Source organism: Paenibacillus sp. FSL K6-1566 (assembly GCF_038050475.1).
Lineage (GTDB): Bacteria > Bacillota > Bacilli > Paenibacillales > Paenibacillaceae > Paenibacillus_AQ > Paenibacillus_AQ lactis.
The window spans coordinates 36,715-59,625 of the sequence record NZ_JBBOSR010000002.1 but is presented as its reverse complement, the minus strand read 5'-3'; the positions used below and the strand labels follow the sequence as shown (position 1 = coordinate 59,625).

General features: G+C 39.7%; 19 protein-coding genes. 16 read left to right on the top strand and 3 right to left on the bottom strand.

Annotation, left to right across the window (positions count from 1 at the left end; genetic code table 11):
• Positions 1 to 3 precede the first annotated feature (3 nt).
• The 16 genes from NST08_RS29810 (at position 4) to NST08_RS29995 (ending at position 18,096) form a co-directional block, all read left to right on the top strand.
• Positions 4 to 1,716: a M23 family metallopeptidase gene (locus NST08_RS29810; RefSeq protein WP_050769774.1), complete on the top strand. Its 1,713-nt coding sequence runs from the start codon at positions 4 to 6 to the stop codon at positions 1,714 to 1,716.
• A 133-nt stretch (positions 1,717 to 1,849) separates the two neighbouring features.
• The gene (locus NST08_RS29805) at positions 1,850 to 2,275 is read left to right on the top strand and encodes a hypothetical protein (protein WP_144879454.1); all 426 of its coding nucleotides are present in this window, start codon (positions 1,850 to 1,852) and stop codon (positions 2,273 to 2,275) included.
• On the top strand, positions 2,253 to 3,536 hold the full coding sequence (locus tag NST08_RS29800; RefSeq protein WP_144879456.1) for a hypothetical protein: 1,284 nt from the start codon (positions 2,253 to 2,255) through the stop codon (positions 3,534 to 3,536). The genes NST08_RS29805 and NST08_RS29800 overlap by 23 nt, the downstream gene beginning before the upstream one ends.
• A 98-nt stretch (positions 3,537 to 3,634) precedes the next feature.
• On the top strand, positions 3,635 to 4,366 hold the full coding sequence (locus tag NST08_RS29795) for a hypothetical protein (RefSeq protein ID WP_341342700.1): 732 nt from the start codon (positions 3,635 to 3,637) through the stop codon (positions 4,364 to 4,366).
• Positions 4,314 to 5,660, top strand: a complete 1,347-nt coding sequence (locus NST08_RS29790) for an ATPase, T2SS/T4P/T4SS family (RefSeq protein WP_341342699.1) — start codon at positions 4,314 to 4,316, stop codon at positions 5,658 to 5,660. The genes NST08_RS29795 and NST08_RS29790 overlap by 53 nt, the downstream gene beginning before the upstream one ends.
• A gap of 3 nt (positions 5,661 to 5,663) precedes the next feature.
• On the top strand, positions 5,664 to 6,530 hold the full coding sequence (locus NST08_RS29785) for a type II secretion system F family protein (protein WP_341342698.1): 867 nt from the start codon (positions 5,664 to 5,666) through the stop codon (positions 6,528 to 6,530).
• Between the two features lie 15 nt (positions 6,531 to 6,545).
• Complete coding sequence (locus NST08_RS29780) at positions 6,546 to 7,439, top strand: hypothetical protein (RefSeq protein WP_341342697.1); 894 nt, start codon at positions 6,546 to 6,548, stop codon at positions 7,437 to 7,439.
• 19 nt (positions 7,440 to 7,458) lie between these two features.
• Positions 7,459 to 7,707 (top strand): hypothetical protein, encoded by a 249-nt coding sequence (locus NST08_RS29775; protein WP_009225524.1) that lies wholly within the window; start codon positions 7,459 to 7,461, stop codon positions 7,705 to 7,707.
• Positions 7,708 to 7,748: 41 nt separating this feature from the next.
• Positions 7,749 to 8,168, top strand: a complete 420-nt coding sequence (locus tag NST08_RS29770) for a DUF4320 family protein (RefSeq protein ID WP_068779934.1) — start codon at positions 7,749 to 7,751, stop codon at positions 8,166 to 8,168.
• A gap of 17 nt (positions 8,169 to 8,185) precedes the next feature.
• Positions 8,186 to 8,620 carry a hypothetical protein gene (locus tag NST08_RS29765; RefSeq protein WP_036714857.1) on the top strand — a complete coding sequence of 145 codons (435 nt, stop codon included), beginning with the start codon at positions 8,186 to 8,188 and terminating at the stop codon, positions 8,618 to 8,620.
• An 18-nt stretch (positions 8,621 to 8,638) separates the two neighbouring features.
• The gene (cpaB, locus tag NST08_RS29760; protein WP_341342696.1) at positions 8,639 to 9,424 is read left to right on the top strand and encodes a Flp pilus assembly protein CpaB; all 786 of its coding nucleotides are present in this window, start codon (positions 8,639 to 8,641) and stop codon (positions 9,422 to 9,424) included.
• 34 nt (positions 9,425 to 9,458) lie between these two features.
• Positions 9,459 to 14,417 carry a fibronectin type III domain-containing protein gene (locus NST08_RS29755; protein ID WP_341342695.1) on the top strand — a complete coding sequence of 1,653 codons (4,959 nt, stop codon included), beginning with the start codon at positions 9,459 to 9,461 and terminating at the stop codon, positions 14,415 to 14,417.
• Positions 14,418 to 15,139: 722 nt separating this feature from the next.
• Positions 15,140 to 15,667: a hypothetical protein gene (locus NST08_RS29750; RefSeq protein ID WP_341342694.1), complete on the top strand. Its 528-nt coding sequence runs from the start codon at positions 15,140 to 15,142 to the stop codon at positions 15,665 to 15,667.
• Positions 15,668 to 16,366: a hypothetical protein gene (locus tag NST08_RS29745; protein WP_341342693.1), complete on the top strand. Its 699-nt coding sequence runs from the start codon at positions 15,668 to 15,670 to the stop codon at positions 16,364 to 16,366.
• 17 nt (positions 16,367 to 16,383) lie between these two features.
• Entirely contained in the window at positions 16,384 to 17,430 is a 1,047-nt protein-coding gene (locus NST08_RS29740; RefSeq protein ID WP_341342692.1) for a hypothetical protein, read from the top strand.
• 321 nt (positions 17,431 to 17,751) lie between these two features.
• The gene (locus NST08_RS29995; RefSeq protein WP_445933653.1) at positions 17,752 to 18,096 is read left to right on the top strand and encodes a transposase; all 345 of its coding nucleotides are present in this window, start codon (positions 17,752 to 17,754) and stop codon (positions 18,094 to 18,096) included.
• Here the strand turns inward: NST08_RS29995 and NST08_RS29730 are convergent.
• From NST08_RS29730 to NST08_RS29720, 3 genes are all read right to left on the bottom strand, one after another.
• Positions 18,080 to 19,870 carry an ATP-dependent helicase gene (locus NST08_RS29730; protein ID WP_341342691.1) on the bottom strand — a complete coding sequence of 597 codons (1,791 nt, stop codon included), beginning with the start codon at positions 19,868 to 19,870 and terminating at the stop codon, positions 18,080 to 18,082. The genes NST08_RS29995 and NST08_RS29730 overlap by 17 nt on opposite strands.
• A complete protein-coding gene (locus NST08_RS29725) occupies positions 19,855 to 21,906 on the bottom strand; it encodes an ATP-dependent nuclease (protein WP_341342690.1) in 2,052 nt (683 codons plus the stop codon). Before NST08_RS29725 ends, NST08_RS29730 begins: the two co-directional genes overlap by 16 nt.
• Positions 21,907 to 22,263: 357 nt before the next feature.
• Positions 22,264 to 22,779: an exodeoxyribonuclease X C-terminal domain-containing protein gene (locus tag NST08_RS29720; RefSeq protein ID WP_341342689.1), complete on the bottom strand. Its 516-nt coding sequence runs from the start codon at positions 22,777 to 22,779 to the stop codon at positions 22,264 to 22,266.
• Between the last annotated feature and the right edge of the window lie 132 nt (positions 22,780 to 22,911).

Below are 22,911 nucleotides of genomic sequence, written 5' to 3'. Positions count from 1 at the left end.
AGAATGGATATTGAAAAAATACTAAAGCAAGGAGGACGAGTACTCCTTAACAAAGCATTAAAGCCGATATTGAAAGCTATCCTTCCTTATGTACTGGCTATTGGAGGGATTGCACTACTGCTGTTTTTGCTCTATTTTATGATCTTTGAGCTTCCGAAGCAGTCAGTGATAGGGACGTTCGATACAATCAAGGATCGTACATCTGGTTTTTTCTATGGTACCAAAGAAGACTCAGATGAACAGTTGTTTGATGAGTATCAGGCTATTGCTGACCGCTGGCATGAAGAGTTAACAGCAGAGCAAGAATCTCAAGTCCAAACCTATGCATTGAATTGGCAGTGGCTGGCTCAGGTGGATCGTTCACTCAACGATCCATCTTTTTTTAACGCATTTTTAGATGAAAACGTCAAGGAAGTAGTGCTGAAACCAGAGGAGACTTTTAAAGAAGTACGCCCCAAGTTCACATGGAAAAGTTCTGAGATTGTTACGGTGAAAGAGGTTTGTCTTCGAAATGAAGATGAGGATGGTGAGGTTACGTACGAAAAGTCAACAGTGACTGAACGTCAGCCCGTTCTTCTTCTGAAAAAGGCAGAGACGATTCAAAATGATTATGTCTATACTTATGATTCAGAAACAACAACTGAAACTTCCCCATCTCCATGCGGTGATCTGACGACAACTGTAACCCAAGACAAATTACAACGGATTGAACCGATGTACAGTGAAGATTGGGAGCCATTAAGAGAAATCCTTAATGCTCATGGTGCCAAGAGAGTAGAAGATCAGGATTTTCTTCTGGAATACTGGCTTTCATATCTTTCAGATGGTGACGGGGAAGGTGATTCCTTAATTGGATTTAATCCAGTTGGAGGAGAATTAGTTTGGCCGACAGAGGGGAGCAAGATTACATCCACTTTTGGCAGCCGAGTCCATCCAATTACGGGAATTATTAAACTGCATGCAGGCGTGGATATTGGGGTTCCAATAGGCACACCTGTGTATGCTGCGAAGTCGGGAAAAGTGATCTTTGCGGATTACATGGGGAATGCAGGTAATGCAATCATGATTCAGCATGATGGTATAGAAACAAGGTATTATCATCTTGATAAAATTAAGGTGGAATCGGGTCAAGAGGTTGAAGCAGGGGAAGAAATTGCTGAATCAGGGAATACTGGCGGTTCAACAGGCCCGCATTTACACTTTGAAGTGCGCGTAAATGGAGAGCCTGTGAATCCGCTGGTTTATTTCGGTTACGATGAATCATCCGATATATTGACTTACCGCCCTTTGGATATTCCTGTATTACTTGAATGGTTAGGCAAACGAAATTCGATGTTGGCTACAAAAGAGATATTAACCATGATTGACGATGCGGCAAAAGCTCAAGGAGTTGATCCTTATTTGCTAATTGCCATAACTGGAGCAGAACAATCCTTTGTTCCAAAAAGCAATAAGTATGCGGATAAGATAGTGAAGAATCCATGGAATGTCTTTGGAAGCTGGCAAGAGGGGAGGGGGGCTGAATTAACAACCAAGGATGCCGCTATAATTGCGGCTAAGACGATAGTAAAGCTTTCTAAGGGAAAGCCCAGTACAGTTAGTCCTATTGCTTGGTTAAGTGATCCTGAAAATCCAAACGGGGTATATGCAACAGGAACAAATTGGGTTAAAAACGTAACTAGTATTTATGAACAATTATCTCAATTAGGGGATTGACGGGTGTCCAAAGTCGAGATACAATAGTATTGCCCTTAGCGAAGCTATGGACTTTTAATTGTAAAAATATACCAAAACAACAACCTCTATTTTAGGGGTTGTTTTTGTTTTGCTATAAAATGGAGGAGTACAGATGATTTTAAGAGTTCGGGTGTTGTTAATGGCGATTATTTTGTTGGTCAGCCTTGTACCTTTAAATACGGCCTTTGCTTCAAATGGAGCATCTATAACTCAGGAGATCAAAGACAATTCTAAGACATTTGATCCTGAGGAAGTGGGGAATCGCTTAAATGAAAAGGGGGAAGAGCTTTTTTCTGCCGTTCAATCAGGAAGTAACTTTTATGTATATCTTGCACTTGGCATTTTCCTAATCTTGCTTATCGGTGGTCTCTTCTATAGAAAGCTGCTTTCAGTTGCCTTTCTACTCTTGTTTTTATCCATTATTGGATATCTAATCATCAATTTCTGGCCGCAGATATTTGACGGAGTTATGTCTATTTTGAATTGGTTGTTTGAGGATAAGGGAGGAGCGAACAGTGAAACTTCACTTGGTGTTTGATTTGTCCATTCTAACGCCACTTGCTGAAGCTTTAGAAACACAAGGTTATTCTATTGCTGGTACGGATGTAACGCTTGAGCAGTTTGCAGTTGCTGCATCAGCAGGGCAGGTAGATGCGGAAATTGCAATTGTTGATGGAGGGCTAGGAGTAGTACATAGGCAGGATTGTGTGAACTTCTTGAAGGAAGTGCGCATGCGCGTACCAGATACAAGACTGATTGTTATCTTGCCAGAAGTAGATAGCGAGTGGCAAAGAAGTTTGGGGATGTACGGTATATATGATGTTTATGCCGCCGAACAATTCGGGATAGAGGATGTACAAAGATGGATTCAAACGAAAAAAACATTGGCTGATATTCCTGGCTTTAATCCTGAATTACCTTCTCAAAAGAAAGTTGAGAGGAAAGTTGGGTTCTCTTTAGAGAAGAATAAGGGAAAGGTCCAGACGCTGTTGTCTGACTGGACAAGGGGATTTAAACGGGCTGAAAAAAATACTGTACCGGTAAATGATGAAAGTAAAGAGAGAGAAGCCCGGGAGTTAACAGATCATGTAGAGAGTCCTGTGACTATAGAAGAAAAACAGGAATATGTAAACGTGGATAAGCAGAAGAAAACCGATTCTCAACCGGAGAAACTGCCGATCCATGTATCCCAGCCCTACATCGTTGCAGTTGGGGGACTGGCACGTAGGAGTGGGAATACACACACAGCCCTCCAGATTGCCTATGAGACAGCGAGTAAGGGATTGAAAACGGCTTTTGTTGAATATAGGAATAAGCCCAGACCATCAGACATCGTGAGTTTTGCTACAGATTTTGACGGTTTAAAGTTCAAGCGACACGGTATTGATTTCTTCCCTAATCGTTCACCATTTGATGTAGCTGAAGTTTATACGCTCGAGTATGACTCAGTTATTCTTGACCTTGGCGTATTGGTGGATGAGAACGAAGGAAGATTAAAAATGAATTCGGCTGCGCAAGAATTTTTGCGTTGCCCATATCAACTCATTACGCTCTCAGCTGCACCATGGGATTTGCACTATATCGTCCAACATCTGAACGAACTCTCTGTTCTCTTGAGAAAATCATCATTCATCATTAACTATGCCGATGAAGATATGATCAAGGAATTTAGAGAGATGTTCCCTGCTATAACCTCTATTATGAATCCTCTAAAGGCTAATCCATTTACGGATGCAGGGGAACTTGCTTATTGGCTGGAGCAGCCCAAAACAAAAAGAAAACGATGGTTTGTACAATAAAGTAAGCCTCTACTCTATTTTTGAGTGGAGGCTTTTTTTATTTAAGAATGAGGGGAACATCTAATCCCCGTGATTTTTATTCGGAAAGGAGACACGAAATGCTTAGATGGAAGAAAGAAAAAGAACCACCGCGCTCACCGACAGGCGTTATGGTTGCACTATGGAACCCAGCGGGTACAGATTCTTCACTTCTCTTAGAGAAGCTGTTGAATCTGGTAAAAAAACGGGAAGAAACGGCCGTGGTTGTTGAGTTTCCATGTTTGGGTTTGCCGCGCGTGGCTTACCGCATGGGGGTGTCGGAGCTGGAGCATGCACAGTCGGTAGATCAGTTGCTGATTGACTATGATAGGGGGATGTTACAGGGGATTCACCAGTATTTGCAGCATTTTGATGGGTTTGATGGATTACTGATTCAGCCCAAAAGCAAGCCTGACAGCCCTACGCTAATTAAGCTACAGCAAGAAAAGACGCTGAGTGAATTGCCCGCGTATTTGAAAGTCCATTTGTCTGGATATCACTACATCTTTACGGTCCTACAGGGGCAACTGATTCATCCAATGACCTTCTTCTCGCTAAGAGAAGCAGATCAAGTCGTGCTAAATATGAATGAGCCGGTTGAAATTATTCGTACTTATGCAGCCTACAAAACCCTAAGACAGGACTACGATATAGGGAATGTATGTCTGTTTAGTAGTGAATTTAAAAACGGTGATTTTAAGGAAGAACCTCTTCTGAGCCGTCCAGAACAATTATTTGCATTATGGGAGGGAGAAAAGGATGGCTATCGGATTGATCAATCCGGCAGAGTACGTACAGTACCGTCGGCCTGAAATTAAGGCGACCAATACCCGCAGTAAGACGGATGACGAAAACCTAAAGACTTTGCTGGAGCGGACGCAGCAATACCTTATCACAAACTACAATGATGAGTTTGTCCGGGCAATCATTGATGAGCAAGCACGGAACAGGGTCAAATACCATATCTCAGACTTTATCCGGGATCAGCGAGACTTGAAATTTAGCATGGATATTGGCGAAGTTATTGACTATATCCGTACTGAAATTACGGAGATGGGCGTGTTGCAGCCGGCACTGGATGATCCGGCAATTAGCAGTATTGAGATTAACGGTCCCGCGGAAGTGATCGTAGAGCGCAATGGGTTTCCTGTGCATATGACCGAAATCCGTTTTCGTGATAACGATCATATTTATCAGACCATTGATAAAATGCTTATGCCAATTGGTAAGACACTTACTGCAAATGAGCCTGTTATTGACGCGAATTATCGCGGGTTCCGTATCAATGTAATCATGGATGTGACTAGGGGAGGGGTCAGTACCCACAGCCCGATCATCTCCATTCGCAAATTTCCGCCGGATGTATTTTCGGATGAGGAATGTATTTCTTACGGCAACATTTCAAAGGAAATATCCGAATTTCTTAAGGATGTTCTTCCCTATGGGGTAAACTGCATCATCGCGGGCGGAACGAATAGCGGAAAAACCACGCAACTCATACGCTTTCCTCAGTACTACGATCCATTGACCCGATTTTTCTGTATTGAGGATTCCGAGGAAATGTTGCTCAAAGCTAAGCTTAGCTATCAGGATTATCCCAATATCGCTTCCGTAATTGTAAAGGAACATGAGGATGAGCGAAAAGCTTATCCAATTCCGAAACTTGTAAAAACGAGCCTTCGGCAAAATCCTGATGTCATTTTGATCGGTGAGGTACGGGATGAATTTGCTGCCAGCCAAGCCCTTGTGGCTGCGAACACAGGACATATTGTCCACCTGACGATACATGCCAACGGGACGGAGGAGGCTGCTGTGCGGTTTTTACAACTTTCAGGAAATAATCCTATGACTGCATCACAGATCGTCATGTCCTTTGACTTGATTTTGTTTCAGAAATATGAAGCGAGTACTGGGAAAAGGGTGGTCTTTGAAATTGGTGAATTGATTGGTTTTGAAGGTGATAAGCCGGTTATTCAACCCATATTTCAATATGATCCAGTTCGTCGTCGATTTAATCAGAAGGGAAAGCTGACAAAGCTAAAACGAAAACTGATTGCCGAAGGCGCTCCTGAAGAAACAATATCTCGTTGGTGTGAGGAGGAGTGAGTAATGTCGTTATGGGTCAGTTTCTTTTACTTTTTTGCTTTGTCTCTTGTAACATTGCTACTGGTCATTCCTAATGCCAATGCAGGTAAGGGATTCACACTCTCCAAGTTTCTTGGTTATGAGCAAGTGCGTAAGGAAGCGGAGATGGTTGGGTGGTCACTCACCTTTCGGGAGTTCGCTTTCCTGGTTATGTTTTCCGTTGGTTTGATCGGCTTGATTGCCTTGTTCACAGGAAACTACTTTTTTATTGCCTTGGGAGCCGTATTGTCTTTTACATTGCCAAGAACGATTGTCCTGAAAGTGAAACGAAAAATCAGACAAAACGTCCTGTTCGATCTTCCTTCAAACTTGCGTCTTTTTATCAGCAAGCTAACTGATTTTCCGAACGTCCAGAAAGCATTAGAAAATGCAGTGCTTGATATGGACGGTGTGACTAAGCCGATCTTCGAAAAAGCATCAAATCAATTACGCGTGGGGCTTCCGATTGATCGAGTTTTTGAAGAGATGTTAGTTGAACTGAAGATCAGAAAGATGGAAGACTTCTTGGATAAGCTCAGAATGGCTCAGATGGAAGGATTTCATCCTCAGTCATTGGATAGTTTGAAGGAAACCGTGGATGAGATTGGAGAGGATATCACTCAGATTCAGGAACTGGACATTGAAGCTAAAAGCAAACGAAAACAGCTCTTTACTGTCATCGGTATGGCGTGGATGATGCCAGTCATGATGTCCTTTATGAACAATGGCAATGCAAATGTCTTTTTAAATACTTTGCATGGTCAGATTTATATAGTTTCCTTTGCAGCCGCAACGCTGTTTTCTATAGGAAAAGGCGACGATTACCTGTCGCTTAATCTCGACAAAATTTAAAAGGGGGGATGTCCATTGATTGTATCTAATATCTTACTGTTTCTGTCTGTCATGATTATTAGTGGTCTGGCACTAAAAATTCTCCTGCCCAGCTTCGATATGGAAAAGCGCTATGCGAATCAGGCAGCCTTACTCCAGAAAAACCACAGAGAGTTACGGCAACTGAAAATGGACCCAATCACGGTTATGTTTGCAGAAAGGCTCATGCCGAAGTTACTCAATCTTCGGCTGCCAATTTTTAATGGGAAGCTTCGTCGGATGTACAATCTGCTTGGAAAAGAAAACACCTTTGAGGAAGAGCTTGCTGACAAAGCGGTTAAATCGCTTGCCGGGAGCCTTCCTTTTTTAGTGCTTCCTTTTCTGCTCGATCTTCCAGTTCTGTTTTTAGCCATACCGTTGGCAGTAGCTGTGTTCTTTTTTGCGCAACTTGGTGAAATAACCAAGGCCTATAAGCGCAGGCAGGAAGAGATCACAAGGGATTTGCCGCAGCTCATAAGCAAAATGATGATCGCTCTCGAAACAGGCAAGTCATTCTTGACGACAATTCAGAGGCTGGAGGAAACGAGTGGTCCCCGGATGAAGAAAATGCTGGCACGGCTCAATGCCAACATCCGCATTATGAAACTCACCGATGCCGTAGATTTGTTTGCGGCTGAAACCGATGTACCCGTCATGCGGGACTTTGCTGCTGCGGTAAAGATTGGGGTCAATAGCGGTTATGGAGAAGCCAAGAAGTACTTCGACAGCATTAAGGGAGATCTCCGGAAACTCCGGCTTGCTGCACTAAAGGAAGTCACCCGTAGCCAGCCAGAGAAGATTAAGATGCTATATATTCTGGTGGCTCTTCACGCTTTTGCAGCCGTCATTATTGCTTTTATTGATATTTTTTCACAAATTCAAAACTTATAAAATTCAGGAGGTAATTGGAATGAAAAGATTTTTGAACAAAGTGGTAACTTGGAAAAATGGTGTGGCTGAGAAGTTGGTAGTTCGTACTGAAACAGTTGTACTCAGACTGGCAAGACCTTTACAAAATCAACAGGGGGCTTCAATCGTAGAAATTTTGGGTTATGCCCTGTTAGCTGTACTTGCTATTGTGGTTGTATGGGGCTTGATCAAAGGCTGGCTCCCTACTTTCTGGCAATCCATCACAGGTAAACTTGACAACCTTTCTTAATGATTAATACCAAAAAAGCCACGGGAGGAGAGAGAAGTTCGGTGCTTAAAACATGGCTAGCTCCGCTCAGGAATAACCGTGGAGCTGTAGGTTCCATTCCACTCATGTTTTTCACGCTGGTCGCAGCCATTTTTCTCTATCTTGGTATCGACCTGTACGGTTACATCGTACAGCAGCAGAAATTGACTGTTGCTACAAATGAGTTGCTTGAAGTTATCAAGGCCGAGAATGGTTACGATAGTGCGAATCGCGAGCAGTTCAATAGGCTTATTCAAAAGACTGGTATTGATCCGGCTAGAGTAACTCTCACGGCTACTCCGAAACTTGTGGAAAGAGGAAATACCGTTGAGGTTGAGGCTAGTATGGAATATGAATGCATCGGCCTAAAACCGCTGGGAAAGACGGTAAAGCTCCCGATACGCGTAAAGCAAGATGGTTTAGCTCGTACATTCTTCCGATGACAGGGAAGTGATCTAATATGTTCCGAAATCTGGCGCTGATATTATTCGGCGCCTTTGCTTTGTTTTTTCTCACTGATTTTCTGGTAGTCTACAACGCCCATATCAAAATTGAGAAGGCTGTGGAACAAGCGCTTGATGGAGCGATTATTGCTGGTGTTCAGAAAGCAGAGAACCAGAGAGGACGCTTGGAATTAAGTGAACCTATAGCGAAGGACACGGTTTACAGCATTGTTAAATCAAATTTGAAACTAAATACAGACCTCACTAATGATTACTTTTCTAATAGTAATTTGAAGACGACGGTTTCTTATTTGAATACAACTTCAAAAGCGCCAAGAATTGAAGCTCAGTTTGATACTCGTGTGAAGCTCGTTGCAGGTAAGATTTTCGGATTGGAATCTTACCCATTGACAGTTAAGCGCCATACGCCATATCTTGGAGAATTTAAGTAACAGGGAGTGAAATGTATTTTGAAAAAATTATGGAATAAGGCCACACGACGATTGCTCATCGTATTTGTCGCCTTAATTTTGGCTGGAGTAGCCGTTGCTATTCAGAGCAGCATCGTCAATAAGCAGGTGACAACGGAATTGGTTTATGTGGCAGCAGATAATTTAACTCCGTATAGTCTGGTGGAAGGTAAGCTCGTACAACGCAAGGTTGTGAAGAGTGAAGTTCCAGATGATGCTATCCGGGATTTGAAGGAGTTGGAAGGCGAATCTTGGGTAACAACTGAGGTTGGGATTCCTAAAGGAATACCAGTTTCCAAGTCGATGCTTATCCCGGCTAAGGAAAGCAAATTTGGAGAAAGTCTTGAATTAAAAGACGGAGCGATGTTTGTTGGTGTCAAGACGGACCAGGTTAAGAGTGCCGGGGACATGATTAAGCCGGGAACCATTGTTGATGCTTATGTGTACATCAAGGGGCAAGACCGACAGCCACCCGAGTTGGTCACTCCTTCTGATGATCCTTTGCTTAAAGGTCTACTCATTAAAGATAGACAGAATCAGAACGGTTATGAACCTCAGAGGGAAGGATCGGGGAATCAGAATCCGATCCCAGCCATTGCGGTCGTAGAGACTACTAATCCAGATGTGGCAGCAGCACTGATTAAGTATCAACAAGAAGGAGAGGTTTACTTCACCCCGACTGGTGTGAACGTAGATGTGATTCCCTTAGAAAAAGAAGTAAATGCTGCTCAAAGCCCTGATGAAGTTTACTCATCCCCATCTGGTACGGAGTCCCCTGATCAGTGATTAGGGGACTTATTCTATAACAGGAGGTTAGAGAATGTTTAGAAAGTCACTTATATTTTTGATATCCGTAGCTATGTTTACATCTACACTGCTTGGACAAGGCCCACGTGCATTTGCTGATGATAAAGTTCAGATCAGCATTAAGGCTGATCCTAAGATTGACATTGCACTGGCAGCAGGAAGCACGAATTTAGAATTGTCCAATTTCGAGCAGGATTTAAAGGCTAAATTAGCTGCTAAAGGTGTAGATGCTAATCAGTTACAAGTACAAGCTTTAGAAATGAAGTCTATGACAGCAGAAGATACATTTGATTGGCAAATATATGACCATATTAATTATCCAGAACCGTATGGTAACTCACTTTATCGGCATATTATCGTGAGTAATAAGGATATAAGTTTCTATGGTTATACTGATAAAGCTCATAAAGATTTTATGTTTATGCCAGATTCCTCTGCGGAGAAAAAAACTTTCACGTTCGAGGTTTTAGAGCAAAAAATGGACTGGCATACACTCGAAGGGGCTGGATTCTTATTTAATGCAACCATTAACACTGGATACGTTTCAGGATATGTTATTTTATTCGGTCAAACGGAAATCAAATTATTTGAGCTAAATCAGGTAAATGTAGATCTGCTTCGAAATGGCACTTATAATTCATTAGCCAATGCAGGAAGGCTGGTTTCTACATTTCCAAGACTTGCGGTGACTTCGCATCAAGTCAAAATAGAGGTAACTCCAACTAGTATTAATATGTGGGATAACAATCAAGTGTTAATAAATAACTACACTTTAACAAGTAAGTATGGGAATGGGTTTGGTCCATTTGCAAGCTACACAAGCCATGGTTGCTCTTCTGTATCTTCCTTTACGTTTAAAAATATAAAAATGGAAACGAAAAAGCCAAAGCAATACAGAGAGGTATTATTGCAACCAATCTGGAGGGAAGGGTCAGATCGCTTTATTGTCAATGTTGATAATAATGTGATTTCCGATTTAAACAGTACAACGGCTTCTGGAGAAATTTTAACACGTATGATTAATAACGCTGTTGATTACGTAGCTATAGGCTCTTCAACTAACCAAGAACAGGCCAATGCCTTTATTACACGTAACAATGGTAACGGAGTATTTATTAATGGGAATAACTATGCAACTGCGATCGATCAGCTAGCAAACTATATCTTCACTAAAATCAGATCGAATGGCAGTTCACAATACATGATCCTTGATGAGGATAATCATCTTGAGGTTAATCCATCTTCATTCATGAATAATACCCAAACACCAGAATTTCCAAATGGCCGTTGGAAAATTGAACATGATAGTACGTATTATGAGAACAGTACTGGTCAAGCCCAATGGAGCGGAAGATGGCAAAAGGATTTGCCGCTGAAATTTGATAAACCAGGGCGCTATGAAATCTGGTTTGGCGAAGACCACCCTACACCACAATATCTCTATGTGCATCGTAGACCAGTAGCAGATTTTACACTAAAAGTTACGAAGGGGACTAACAATTACACGATTACCGTTAACAATCAGTCCTATGATCTCGACATGGAGTCCACACCAACAAAGGGGATTGCACAAACGGAGTGGAAATGGCGCGAGACAACAGCCACCATATGGACAGATGGCATGATTCCTGGCAACCTTCCTTTGGGTAAGGACTATTTAGTGCAACTTAGAGTATTGGATTATCAAGGAGCATGGAGCCAACCAATGGTACGTTATGTTTCTACCGGTTCCACTGCATTGAAGCCTATTGCAGATTTTCGAGTTCCAGATCAAGTGACCAAGTATAAAACGCTTGAAATACAAGATCATTCGTATGACCCGGCTGGCAGAAACATTACACAAAGGGTTTGGAGTATTAAGAGAGAGGGTACTGAAATATACTCTGGTTCAACCATGATAAGTAACTTTTTAGCTTACGGTGCAGGGGAGTATACAATCTCATTAAAAGTTTTAAATGATGCCAATTTGTGGTCGGATGTATTTCAGCGTCATATTACAGTGACGGAGGATTTATCGGCACCTAAAATCTCATTTAGTCCTTCTGATGCAACTTGGACAAGCGATCCTGTATCTGTCACTATTCATTATTTTGATGATAGTGGATTGAGCAATAAATACTACAAAGTGACTCAATCTAACCAAACTCCGTCTTCATGGGATACGGCAAAAGATATTGAAAATATTACACTTACCAATGAAGGTCAGTGGTATATTCACGCTAAAGCACAGGATATTGCAGGGAAAGAGACCACGATCTCAGCGGGGCCATACCAACTTCAACTGTCCCCGGATATTCCTGTTTTAAAACTCAATTCTATTGGTGAGAACTGGTCCGAGATCGGATGGTCACTGCCAAACCACTCTTTAGGGGATGGATATCAGTATAAAGTTGAGAATATTACAACAGGACGCTCATGGTTAGTGAACCATCCAACGGATCATATCAGGGAAGAAGGATTGGCTGCTGGATCGATTTATCAATACCGCATAAAGGCGGTGAATCACGTAGGAGAAAGTGAATGGAGTGAACAGTTTGAAGTGCTCACTCTTCCGGCTCCTGTTGATGGTTTGAAGGTATCATTTGTGCCAAATAACAGTGGGACGGTCAATGTCTCTTTTGATGCAGTAGACTCCGCCGAAAGCTATCTGCTCACTATTAAAGAGGGAATGAACCTTGTCTATGAAGAAAAACTTTCTGCCGCTGGAACACACCAAGTAACAGGGCTGGAGGGCGGTAAGCAGTATACGGTAAGTGTGACAGCTAAAAATGCAAGTGGTGCTGGTCAGAGCAGTGTACTTGGCTTTTTATCTCTTCCAGCGGCTCCGGGCGAATTCCAATCCGTTCAGATCAGAGAAACAGAAGTGGAGTTGTCATGGACGGCATCGCCAACCGCAACGCTGTATGAAGTGCTGCGTGATGCAGTAAGTCGATATAGCGGGTCTGAACTATCCTTTACTGACACCGGTCTGAAAAGCGGAACAGAGTATGATTACTCGATTTCAGCTAAGAATGAATCTGGGTTCGGTGATATCGCTTATCTTAATGGGGTTTTGACGCTTCCGGGCAAGACGAAGATTACTGTCGATGAGATTGGTAAAGATGTGGTCAACTTTTCAATTGATACGGTTCGTGGTGCTGAGAAATATGTGGTGCTGGTGAACGGAGTGAAGGAAAAGGAATTGGCTCCTGAAACAAAGCAATTTGAAATCGATTCTCTTAATTCAGGCACTGAATACACATTTGAAGTCTACGCTGAAAACCGGAGCGGTACTGGCGTAGCCAACAGAGTAACAGTCCGCACTTTGCCTGACAAACCGGGTGAATTATTGATTACAGACATTTCCGATACAACGGCGAAGCTTAGTTGGCAGCCAGTAACAGGAGCGGATAAATACAAAGTTACAGTAACGGATGACGTGTATTTTGAGACATCTGGGACTGACATTTCGCTCAGCGACTTACGGGCTGGGGAAACTTATCAGTTGAAAGTGCAGGCTGGAAATGCATCGGGATATGGTGAGGCTGCTGCTAAGACATTATTAACATTGCCAGCCAGCCCCGATGTGCGGATAGACAATGTTCAAGCCACTCAGTTTACCTTGGTTTGGGACGAGATTCTTAGCGCAACGAAGTATGTAGTTCGCAACGAGCAGGGTGAGATTATTGGAGAAACAAAAGAAACCAGTTACACTATCAAAAATCTGAAGCCTGGCTCCACTCATACTGTTTACGTATCCGCCGTGAATGAGACTGGCGAAGGTAAAAAATCCAGCTTCACTCAACGCACTCTTCCGGGTGAATGGGGCATCGATCCGAATGATCCTCAATCCAGTCAACCAATCACTGTTGGAGACCGAGACGAGCATTCTGTAGTGATCGTTATCGATCCGGTTGAGGGAGCGGATCAGTACAAGATTGTTGACGACGCTGGTAACGTCGTAGGCATCATTACTGCCCCTGAGACAGCCAAGGAGATCGGAGGACTGGAGAGTGCCAAAGAATATGACAATTGGTCGATCATCCCGATTAACGACGTCGGAGAAGGTCAAGCAACTCCTGTTCCGCCGTTTGTGACACTGCCGTCGTCAAACTTTGAGGTGTCTGTTGGCAATCCGACTACATCTTCGCTGACAGTCACAGTAGATAGTCAGTTAACGAATGAAATCTTTGTCTATGCAGTGAATGGGAAGGAAGTACATCGTGGTAAAGAGAAGTCATACACCGCGAGCAATTTGTCATCGGATAAGGGCTATACGTTTACTGTCTGGACAGAGAACAGCGCTGGAGATAAAACCAAACCAAAATCAGCAACTGGTAAGACGCTGTCACTTCCATCATATGGTGGAAGCAATTTGTTGCAACCGAAACCTCCTGTAGACGAGCAAGAAGCTGCGCATCCGCATACGGCTGAGCCTCAAACTCATACGGATCAGGCTGGGTTTGAGGACATTGACCGCAGCTTTGCTAAGGAAGAAATTCTTGCACTTTACGCCATGGGTATCGTCAAAGGCGTGTCTGATTCCAAATTTGAACCGGACCGCCAAGTGACTCGTGTGGAGTTTGCATCAATGCTCGTGCGGGCTATGGAGTTACAAGAAGCCTCTGATGCAGCCCTTACCTTTGAGGACGTACAACGGACGGCGTGGTATGTGCCAGAACTATCCGCCGCTGTGCTAAATGGCGTCGCCAAAGGGATCAGCGCGAAGGAGTTCCGACCACTAGATCCCATCACACGGGAGCAAGCGGCAAAGATGATCGCTAATGCGGCATATCAAGGTAATGTACCTGCAGCCCAAGCCAATTATAAAGACGCTGGTCTAATTGCTTGGTGGGCGAAACCGGAGGTAGCTGCTCTGACTACTGAGCGAGTTATCACCGGTTATCCAGATCAGACATTTAAGCCAAAACGTGACATGACACGGGCTGAGTGTGCTGCTTTAATTTATCGGTCCTTGGGACTTATCAACTAATAAAATTATGTAACAAGGCACTTATCAAATGATTCATATAGAATTTGATAAGTGCCTTTTTTTTGTTATGTATGCTTATTAAAGCCTAGGATTGTTGTTACGTGTACAATTTCATTCAATGGTATCCAAATCACCTTATTCGGCGATTTTATTTTTACCCTACTGCGATCCTCTCCCCAGCTTGGTAGTCCCGAAATTTTGGAATTGTCTTTGAGTGTAAGGATAACCTCTTTGTTATCCTTTATTGCCTTAGCTATGTAAGTCAACATTATCTCACCTCCCTGTAACTTAATTCCATACATTTACATAAAATCCTTCTTTTATGTACGCCTTATGGATTGTTTTCTCATTTCATTGAGATAGTCCTGAGGTTTGGAAATAGGTATATAGATTCATTAAAACAGCAGGAAAATGATTCCTTATGGCGAAAATACATACTGAGCGTCAGATAATGTTGATTTTATGGTAGGATATGGTTGCTTATGAGCATACATGAACCGGAGTAGATACTGAAATGAGTGATTTTATGGAAATGCGGAATGCAATGTGTGAAATTTGTTTTTTTCACATAGTTCATAATCGTCAGTATCACATATACTGTTTAATGAGCAACTCCCTTTAAATGTATAATACCATTGAACTTCAACGTAAATAATTTTCGAATAATTTGGAATTCTAATGTAAAATGAAGAAAAAAAGGTGCAGATCGGGGTGATAAAACCGTGCCAAAGCATGTGGTATTTTTATATCACGGCTCTCAAGAAAAAATCGGCCAGCTTTACAAAAGTGGAATTGATGGGTTAATAATGAGACCCGGAACATCTTTGGTTGGGGTTGATACAAATGTCATTACCAAAGCTGACCGAGATTGGCTAGTAAAGGAGTATGGTTTACGCGAATTTGAAGTAGATCAAGAAAAGTTTCATGTGATTATTGAAAAGCTTGGGAGGTTAGGAGCTAAGTTAACCGATTTAGAGTTCTTTGATTCATATTTGGATGAAGAAACTTGTAATGAATTCAAATACGCAATGGAGAACCAGGAATTTGGAGCCTTGTTAAAGATAATTAAAGAGCGTTGGGATGAAGGTAACGATCTTAAAGCGTTGGAATACTATCTGAATGGGTATCGAATTCGGTATACGTTTTTGGCCGAATTGGATGTCAGCGCTGCTAATCCTAACTTAGAGGAAGTTTTAAACATGTACCCTGTGGGGGTTTTATCTGGTGTAGTAAGGGAGGACAGGATTTAATTGTGGCGATCAATTCTTAATTCCTTATTAAATACTGTTCTCTTAATTTTGTTGTACTGGCATGAAAAATCTACGCCTTGGTTTGAAAATAAGTTGAAAGATGCGAGTATTATCTTACTAAGCATAATAATACCAGCAATTATTACTTGGTGTACTAGTCACTTTAAACGCCAACTAGCTCTTACTGTCCAACAAAAGAATAAAGCAACAGGAGAGGACAAGACTCAATATCATCAAGGTGTATCTGGCCAAAAGCAGAGAACTATTGAACTTGAAATTAAACTGAAGCGAACTAAAGGTATGAATTGGTTTATTAATCGGTATTTAAGAAACAAGAGGTTATTATTGAATATTGAGTGTAATCCCCCTGGACTTGAACTTCAGGCTAAGGATGAAGAACTATTAAGCGAGGTAATTCCTAAATCTGATAGGTCAGGATTTAGTATTGATATCACGGAGTACGTTAAATCTGTGGCTGCTTATAAAGCAGATGCTGAACCTTTTAAGGTATATTTCTTCTTTATCAAGGAGACGAAAGACTCTAAAGGCTATTTTAATTCAAATATGAGAATCTATATCAACCCGACGCTAACCATTGGTGAAGCTAAAAAAGCAGCCAAGTGGTTACTTTTTGCACTCTCATGGCAGCCAGATCAACACACAATAGATTACTATCATAACTCTGAAGAGGTTAAATGAGATAGGAGATAATTCGTGTGGATAATCGTAGAACAGGTTTAAGATCGAAGATATGGGCATTGGACCCTAAGTTAACTTTAGAAGGATTGAAGCAACTCTTTAGATTGAATTATACCGAACCGATTAAATACTTACAAAGTGATGATTACAGCAACTATCCGTCTAAAGATAAAACCTTATTTCATAGATGGGAATCGAACGGAGAAATACATACTTTTGACTTGAATGATGAGAAAAATAGCAAAATCAGGTATGTTTTAGCGACAGGGCACATGGAAAAAGCTTCCGAATCAAATGCATATTTTGATGAAGAAAGAAAAGTATTATTGCCTAGAGTTAAGAGAGTTTATCCCTACGAAGCTGGCGTAATTTTTCTTGAGATCGATTCTCGTCTTTATTCAATTGTCTATGGTAGTAACAATGCATTTGATGTTAAAAGTATCTTGATGGGGGCTGGGAATGGAGTTAGAAAAAAAAGTGAATGGGGAAAAATAGACATTAATCCTCAACAGTACAAGTTAGACAGCGATTTTTATTATTGGTTGTTTAATAAACATAAAACAAAGTCCATAATTAATACAGTTTACGGAGATTATGAGATTAGAGATGTGGAAGGCATAGGTAGATTCTCAGATCGACAGCAGCATAATACTAAGGGAAAAGGTCCTAAGAGTACAGATGAATTATCAAATAAGACTGCATTAGGAGTAAATCAATCTATTTATGAGTCTGATTTCAATATTTTTGGGCCAAATATTGATTTATGTGTTTCTTTGGGAGATCAGTGTATCACAGATGGTTCAAGAACAATTATTAGTAATGGAGTAGAAATATTAGATTTTAACTATTTTAAAACTGAATTCTTAATTAAACTGTATGCAGAAATAATTCCTGGTCTTTATCAAGCATATAACATTGAAAAAGCTCAAAAAAAATGGACAACCACTCGCTCAAATCAAGCTAAGAAAGATTGGGCGTTAGAAGTAATAGAAGATTTAGCAAAATATCATTCTATCGTGGCTTCGGAGATTCTGGCACTTTCGTGGTTTGCTCAAAATCCGTAGCTTTTCTTTAAAAAGGTTTTCTCAAATGATTATTTAATATGTTTTGAAGGGGCTGTCCAAAAAGTCAGTGTTGACTGACTACTGGACGCCCCGTTTTCATTGAATTTTAAAAAAATTAGGAACAAAAAATCGCCAAACTTGTAGAATGGAAGTTACCACAACACCAACTCAAGAAAGGGCGATTTTTTTTCGTAATCTAACGACTACTACAGAACAGTATACCATGCAACCCACACTTCCTCTAGGGGATATTGAAGAGAATGTGACGACAAAGCGAAATTTAGCCCCAACATTCAAACCTTACGACAATAAACAGTTCAGATGATTCTGGATCCGGATGGCGAGAAGACTGCGATCTATGCTCGACGTAAAGTCGAGGTAGAGAGCGTATTCGGTCACCTCAAGGGCAATCTGTCATTCCGTCGGTTCTCCTTACGGGGGCTAGACAAGGTTCACACGGAATTTGGGATTGTGGCTTTGGCCCACAATCTACTGAAGGTGGCAGGCATTCGCCTAGCTACCTTCCTGCAGAAACAAGAGACGAAAAAAGATTGGGCAGAAAAACAGGTACGTTGTTTTCCGCCCAACCTTCTTTATTTTAGGACTTATTGGACAGACCCTTATGTAAATCAAAATAATCATTTCATTATTAAACATTTATTATAGTAAACAATCCGCTTAATTCAGTCAGAAGGTCATCACTAATTGACGGAATATTTATAAATATGCGTTCTCTTGCCCTACTTAGAGCAACATAGCTAATTCTGTGTTCCTCATTATTTTTTAAATCCGGCTTTTTAAATACATCCAATTCAGCTGAAGACTTAAAAATAATAAGTACGTTATCGAATTCGTCCCCCTTCGATTTATGAATAGTCCGATGCTTACTATTATCATCGGTAATATTCACACAGAGTGCTAATTGATCATATGTGCAACTCTCGTAAAATGTTCTAGCTGCACCTTGTCCTAACTTTGATATTTCTAGTCTTACCTCATTTTTTATAAATGAATAGAATTCATAGAGAGACTTATGCTTATAATTATCATAATTTTTCAATAGTAAGAAGAGAGACTTTAATGCCTTCTTCCTTCCTTCATCTTTATCACGAATATCCTTAGCAAGACCTTCAAGTTCTTTAATAGCTTTTTTAATGTCTCCTTCTCGACCAAATTCAGCGGATTTTAAACAAGAAAATACCACCTTACTTCTATATTTGTTACTTTTAGATGATTTGTCTACTTCCATAAGTTCTTCAACTAACTTATTGTTCGATATTTCTCCGTATATATCTTTTTTCATTGCGTTGGAGGTTGAATTATCACGTGATAATGAATAGACCTCATCAGTGGCAAGTTCTCTTGCCTTTGTTAATGCGGCCATTCTTTCCCCAATTAAAAGACATGGTTTATCACCCTCAACATTTCTATACTTGTTTTGCTTTATATCTTTTCGAATTAAGTTCAATAGATCAACAATCGAGTTTGTACTTCTTCTATTATCTTTAATCACATATTCCTGTAATCCAGGTAACGAAAAGGAAGAAAATTGTCTAGGATCAGCACCTTGAAAGCCGTAGATAGACTGAGCTTCATCACCAATGATTCCAACTACTGTCTCTTTTGCACCAATTAACTTTAGAATCTCCACTTGGATTGGATTCGTATCTTGAAATTCATCTATAAATAAATAAGGAAATTTTGCTCGTAAAACGCTTATTATAAACGAATACTTTTTAAGAAGTTGATAGCTAAAAAAAAGAACATCATTATGATCGACAATACCTTTTGACCAGTAAAGCTTCTTGTACGATAGTAAATCCGTACCAAGAATTTCCAAACATCTTTTATTTAGATACTTTCTAACTTCCTGATCTCCATTTTTTTCAATTCTATATGCCTGTTTATTATCCCCAGTAATTGTAAGGTTTCCATTCAAATCAAATTGATAAGTTAAGTGTTGTAACCATCGAGTGAGAGAGATAGTATTATCTTTTAGCTTGATCAGTTGATTTACGGAATATGGGTGTTTTAATTGATTAACATTGGGATGATGTTCAATCCATTGTTTAACTTTTTTCCAATGAACTACTGTATCTTCATGCCCATCTATTTCTCTCACATTCAATTCATATTCTTCTTCGAGATATGAAGCGTAAGGTTTCACAACGTGTTTGTATAAAAAACTATGTAGAGTAGAAACTTCAACCTGATTAATACTAGTACCTAATCGATTTAAAATGGTGTCTACTGCAACGTTGGTATAAGTAATACAAGCAATTTTCCGCGTCCTTTTTAACCTTTGGGAATGATGCAAAACGTTCTTAATGTGCTGTACAAGCCAAAAAGTTTTTCCCGCACCAGGGCCTGCAGCTACGCGAAAATGATTCTCTATAGGTATCAAGGAATCGGAGTTTATTTCCATCATTGAATTATCCATGTAATAGCTTCCTCTATATAGGTCGGAACTACAAATTCTTGAAAATCATCTGTTCCTTTTTTACTTAAATTATCTGATAGTACATAAGCTAATTCCAAGGCATTTTCTCCTTTTCCAACAGAATTAAGATAACGAGAGGCAATAAGAGCTCTTGCCTTTTGATCTTTTACCCATATGGTATTTAAGGATATACTTTCCAAGATTCTTTTATTCTCTTCACTCTGTCTAAGTATAAGATCATATTCTGACAACTCCGCATCATTCTTGAATAATCTCATTAATTTCTTTATTTCCTCTTGATTGTGCATAGAACTAGTAACAAGCATTTCAAGTGATGGGTTATGTAGAACTAAATCATATTCAAATGTTTTCCCTTCATTATCATCCTGAGAAAAAATAGCTATATTAGAATGTCTGTCACGTGGGTACAAGTTAAATGAAGGATTTTGTTTATACTCATATACGTCTTTTTGGACACCATATTCATAAGGATAACACTTACTATAACTTGACCCCTTGGTTTTTTTCCTTCTCTCAGGATCTCTATCTGTTATACATGCAATTTTTTTATATATAGCGTAGGGATTGTCAAGATTAAATAAATAAAGAAAGTGTTCAAAATACCTTCCGCCAACATTAATTACTGAAATGTGATTTTCCTCCAATGAAACACCTAGATATCTTGCCAATATCGATATTAGTAGTTGTTCAGCTATTCCTTCTACTAAAATAACTTTCTGTGCAAAAAGCATATCTGATTTGGTTGCATCTAAAAAACGTTGAACATATTTCTTACTTTTTTCATTTTCCTGAAATACCTTTCCTGGATAACCTACACTAGTTTCCCCTACTTCATTATATAAACAGATCAATTCATCTAAAGAAACAGAAGATGTAATGTGAGTTGAGTGCGTGGTAACAAATATTTGTCTAACCTTACCCTCTTTCTTATTTTTCAGTAAAAAATCCAAGAATTGATATTGCATTGCTGGATGTAGGTGAGCCTCCGGTTCTTCAATTGCCAAAATTGGAAAAACCTTAGCATTACTTCCTAAATAATTTCCATCTGCATTCACCTGCATTTTAGATAGTAACAATGACATAAAGATTAAGTTATTGTAGCCTAGTCCATTATGAGTTGCAGGAATTTTGATGCCGGTTTCATACTCGACTATTAATTTCAGAGCTGAAAACAACTCAACATCAGATATGCTTCCTTCAAAATCAGGTTTAGCTTTACTAAATGATGCGCCTGTATCTTTTGCATAAGATAGTATCTGTTCTTTTCCGAGTTGCATTCTCTGTGAAAGATTTAAGAGTAATAACTCAGCGGTATCAGAAAAACTCTGCTTTTTAAGCTTGAGTTCATCTACTTTTTCCTTTTCCGTTCTCGTTAGATCTGATTTTATATCGTAATCCATAAAGAAATCTATTACATCTCTAAGTAGTGTGTTCCTACCTGAAAGCATATCTCTTTCTACATCTCTAATCGCATCTAGGAATTGGAAGTCAAATTTTTCTAATGATTCGCTATCGGCTACGTTTTGATTTAAGACATTTCCTCCCCATATCTTATAAATATAAAGCCTCATGAAGTCCTGTTGAATGATTCTCCAAGCTTTATCAATATTAACTACACTGGAAAGAGCCACTACATACTTTTCAGTTTCTTTCTCAGGAAGAAAGAATTCGTATGTCAATACTGATTCATATGGTTCCTCAAGCTTAGTTAACCAGTTTGCTACTGTCACCAGGTCATCGGAATTAAGATCTTCGTTTTCACTTTGTTTTATTGTTACGCTAATTCTAATTTTAGGAGGGCTAGATTTTAATTCTTCTAATGTTATACTCTTATTAAAATCGTGTATATCCATTCTCTTTTTTCCATTGGGATCTAAAACTATCGATAACGCTTTGATAAGGTTTGTCTTTCCTGCATTGTTATGTCCAATGATGACATTAATGCCATCGTTAAAAGTGATGGATTTGTTTTTAAAATTCCGGTAATTTTCTATATCAATTCTGGATATATACATATTCTCCCCCTCAATTTTACCCAACACAATTCCTATTTTTATGCTCGAGAATTTATAATAACGTGCCTTTATTACTGCAAATTTCCCTTTTACAGCTACCCCATTTTCGCCATTATCTAATTCAAGAAGATCAAAATCCCTTCAAGAGTAATCTGTCCCTTAGATTTTAAGGGATTTGCTAAAAATATTTCTATGAACATGTATGTATATAATTTTATCTTTAGACGATTCTAAAAAGTGAGTCAAAATAGTCATTCGCTTCAGGAGAGTACTCATATAAATGAAAATTTTTGTTGTATAGGTAATGCTTGCTTTATATGACTCATTCATTTGAATGTTCCCTATACACGACGTATTTTATCGTATTTCTCTCCAAATTCCATTATCAAAAACAATCCGCATCCTTCTTACGAGATCAGTTTTCTGTTCATTATCTTCAACAACATAATTATCCCCTTGATGCATTTTACAATGAGGACAGATATGCATGACATACATTGACTGTGTTACCTTACTGTAACGTTCCTCAAGATGAACTCCATATTCTTTTGCAAAAGGGATTAACGATTTGGGTTTATTATAAGCAAGATCGCTAATTATTGGATACCCAGATCTTAACTCATTCTCGATTTCAGGGTTAAACATCAGAAATATGTTCATTATGTTCTTACATTTCCAGCACTGATACTCACTACGGATATCGACCTCCCATTCGAATCGTTCAGGATGTTCATAAGGAATAGTTACTATAAACTCCTGATACTCAGGCTTATTTGACATACCATTATCTTTCATCCAAGAAAAATAACTAGGATTCCTTCGGTATACTTCCTTAATAGTCTTACCTTTATACTTACCAAATGTCATTTCCATTAGTTATCCTCACTTTTCTGACATTAACTAATGTATTATATTTCGACAAAGCAAGCTGGATTTTCCTGCAGTATTCTTATCCATACCATTATTGAATTATATCTGAGTAATTCAAACTATTGATTTAAAAGT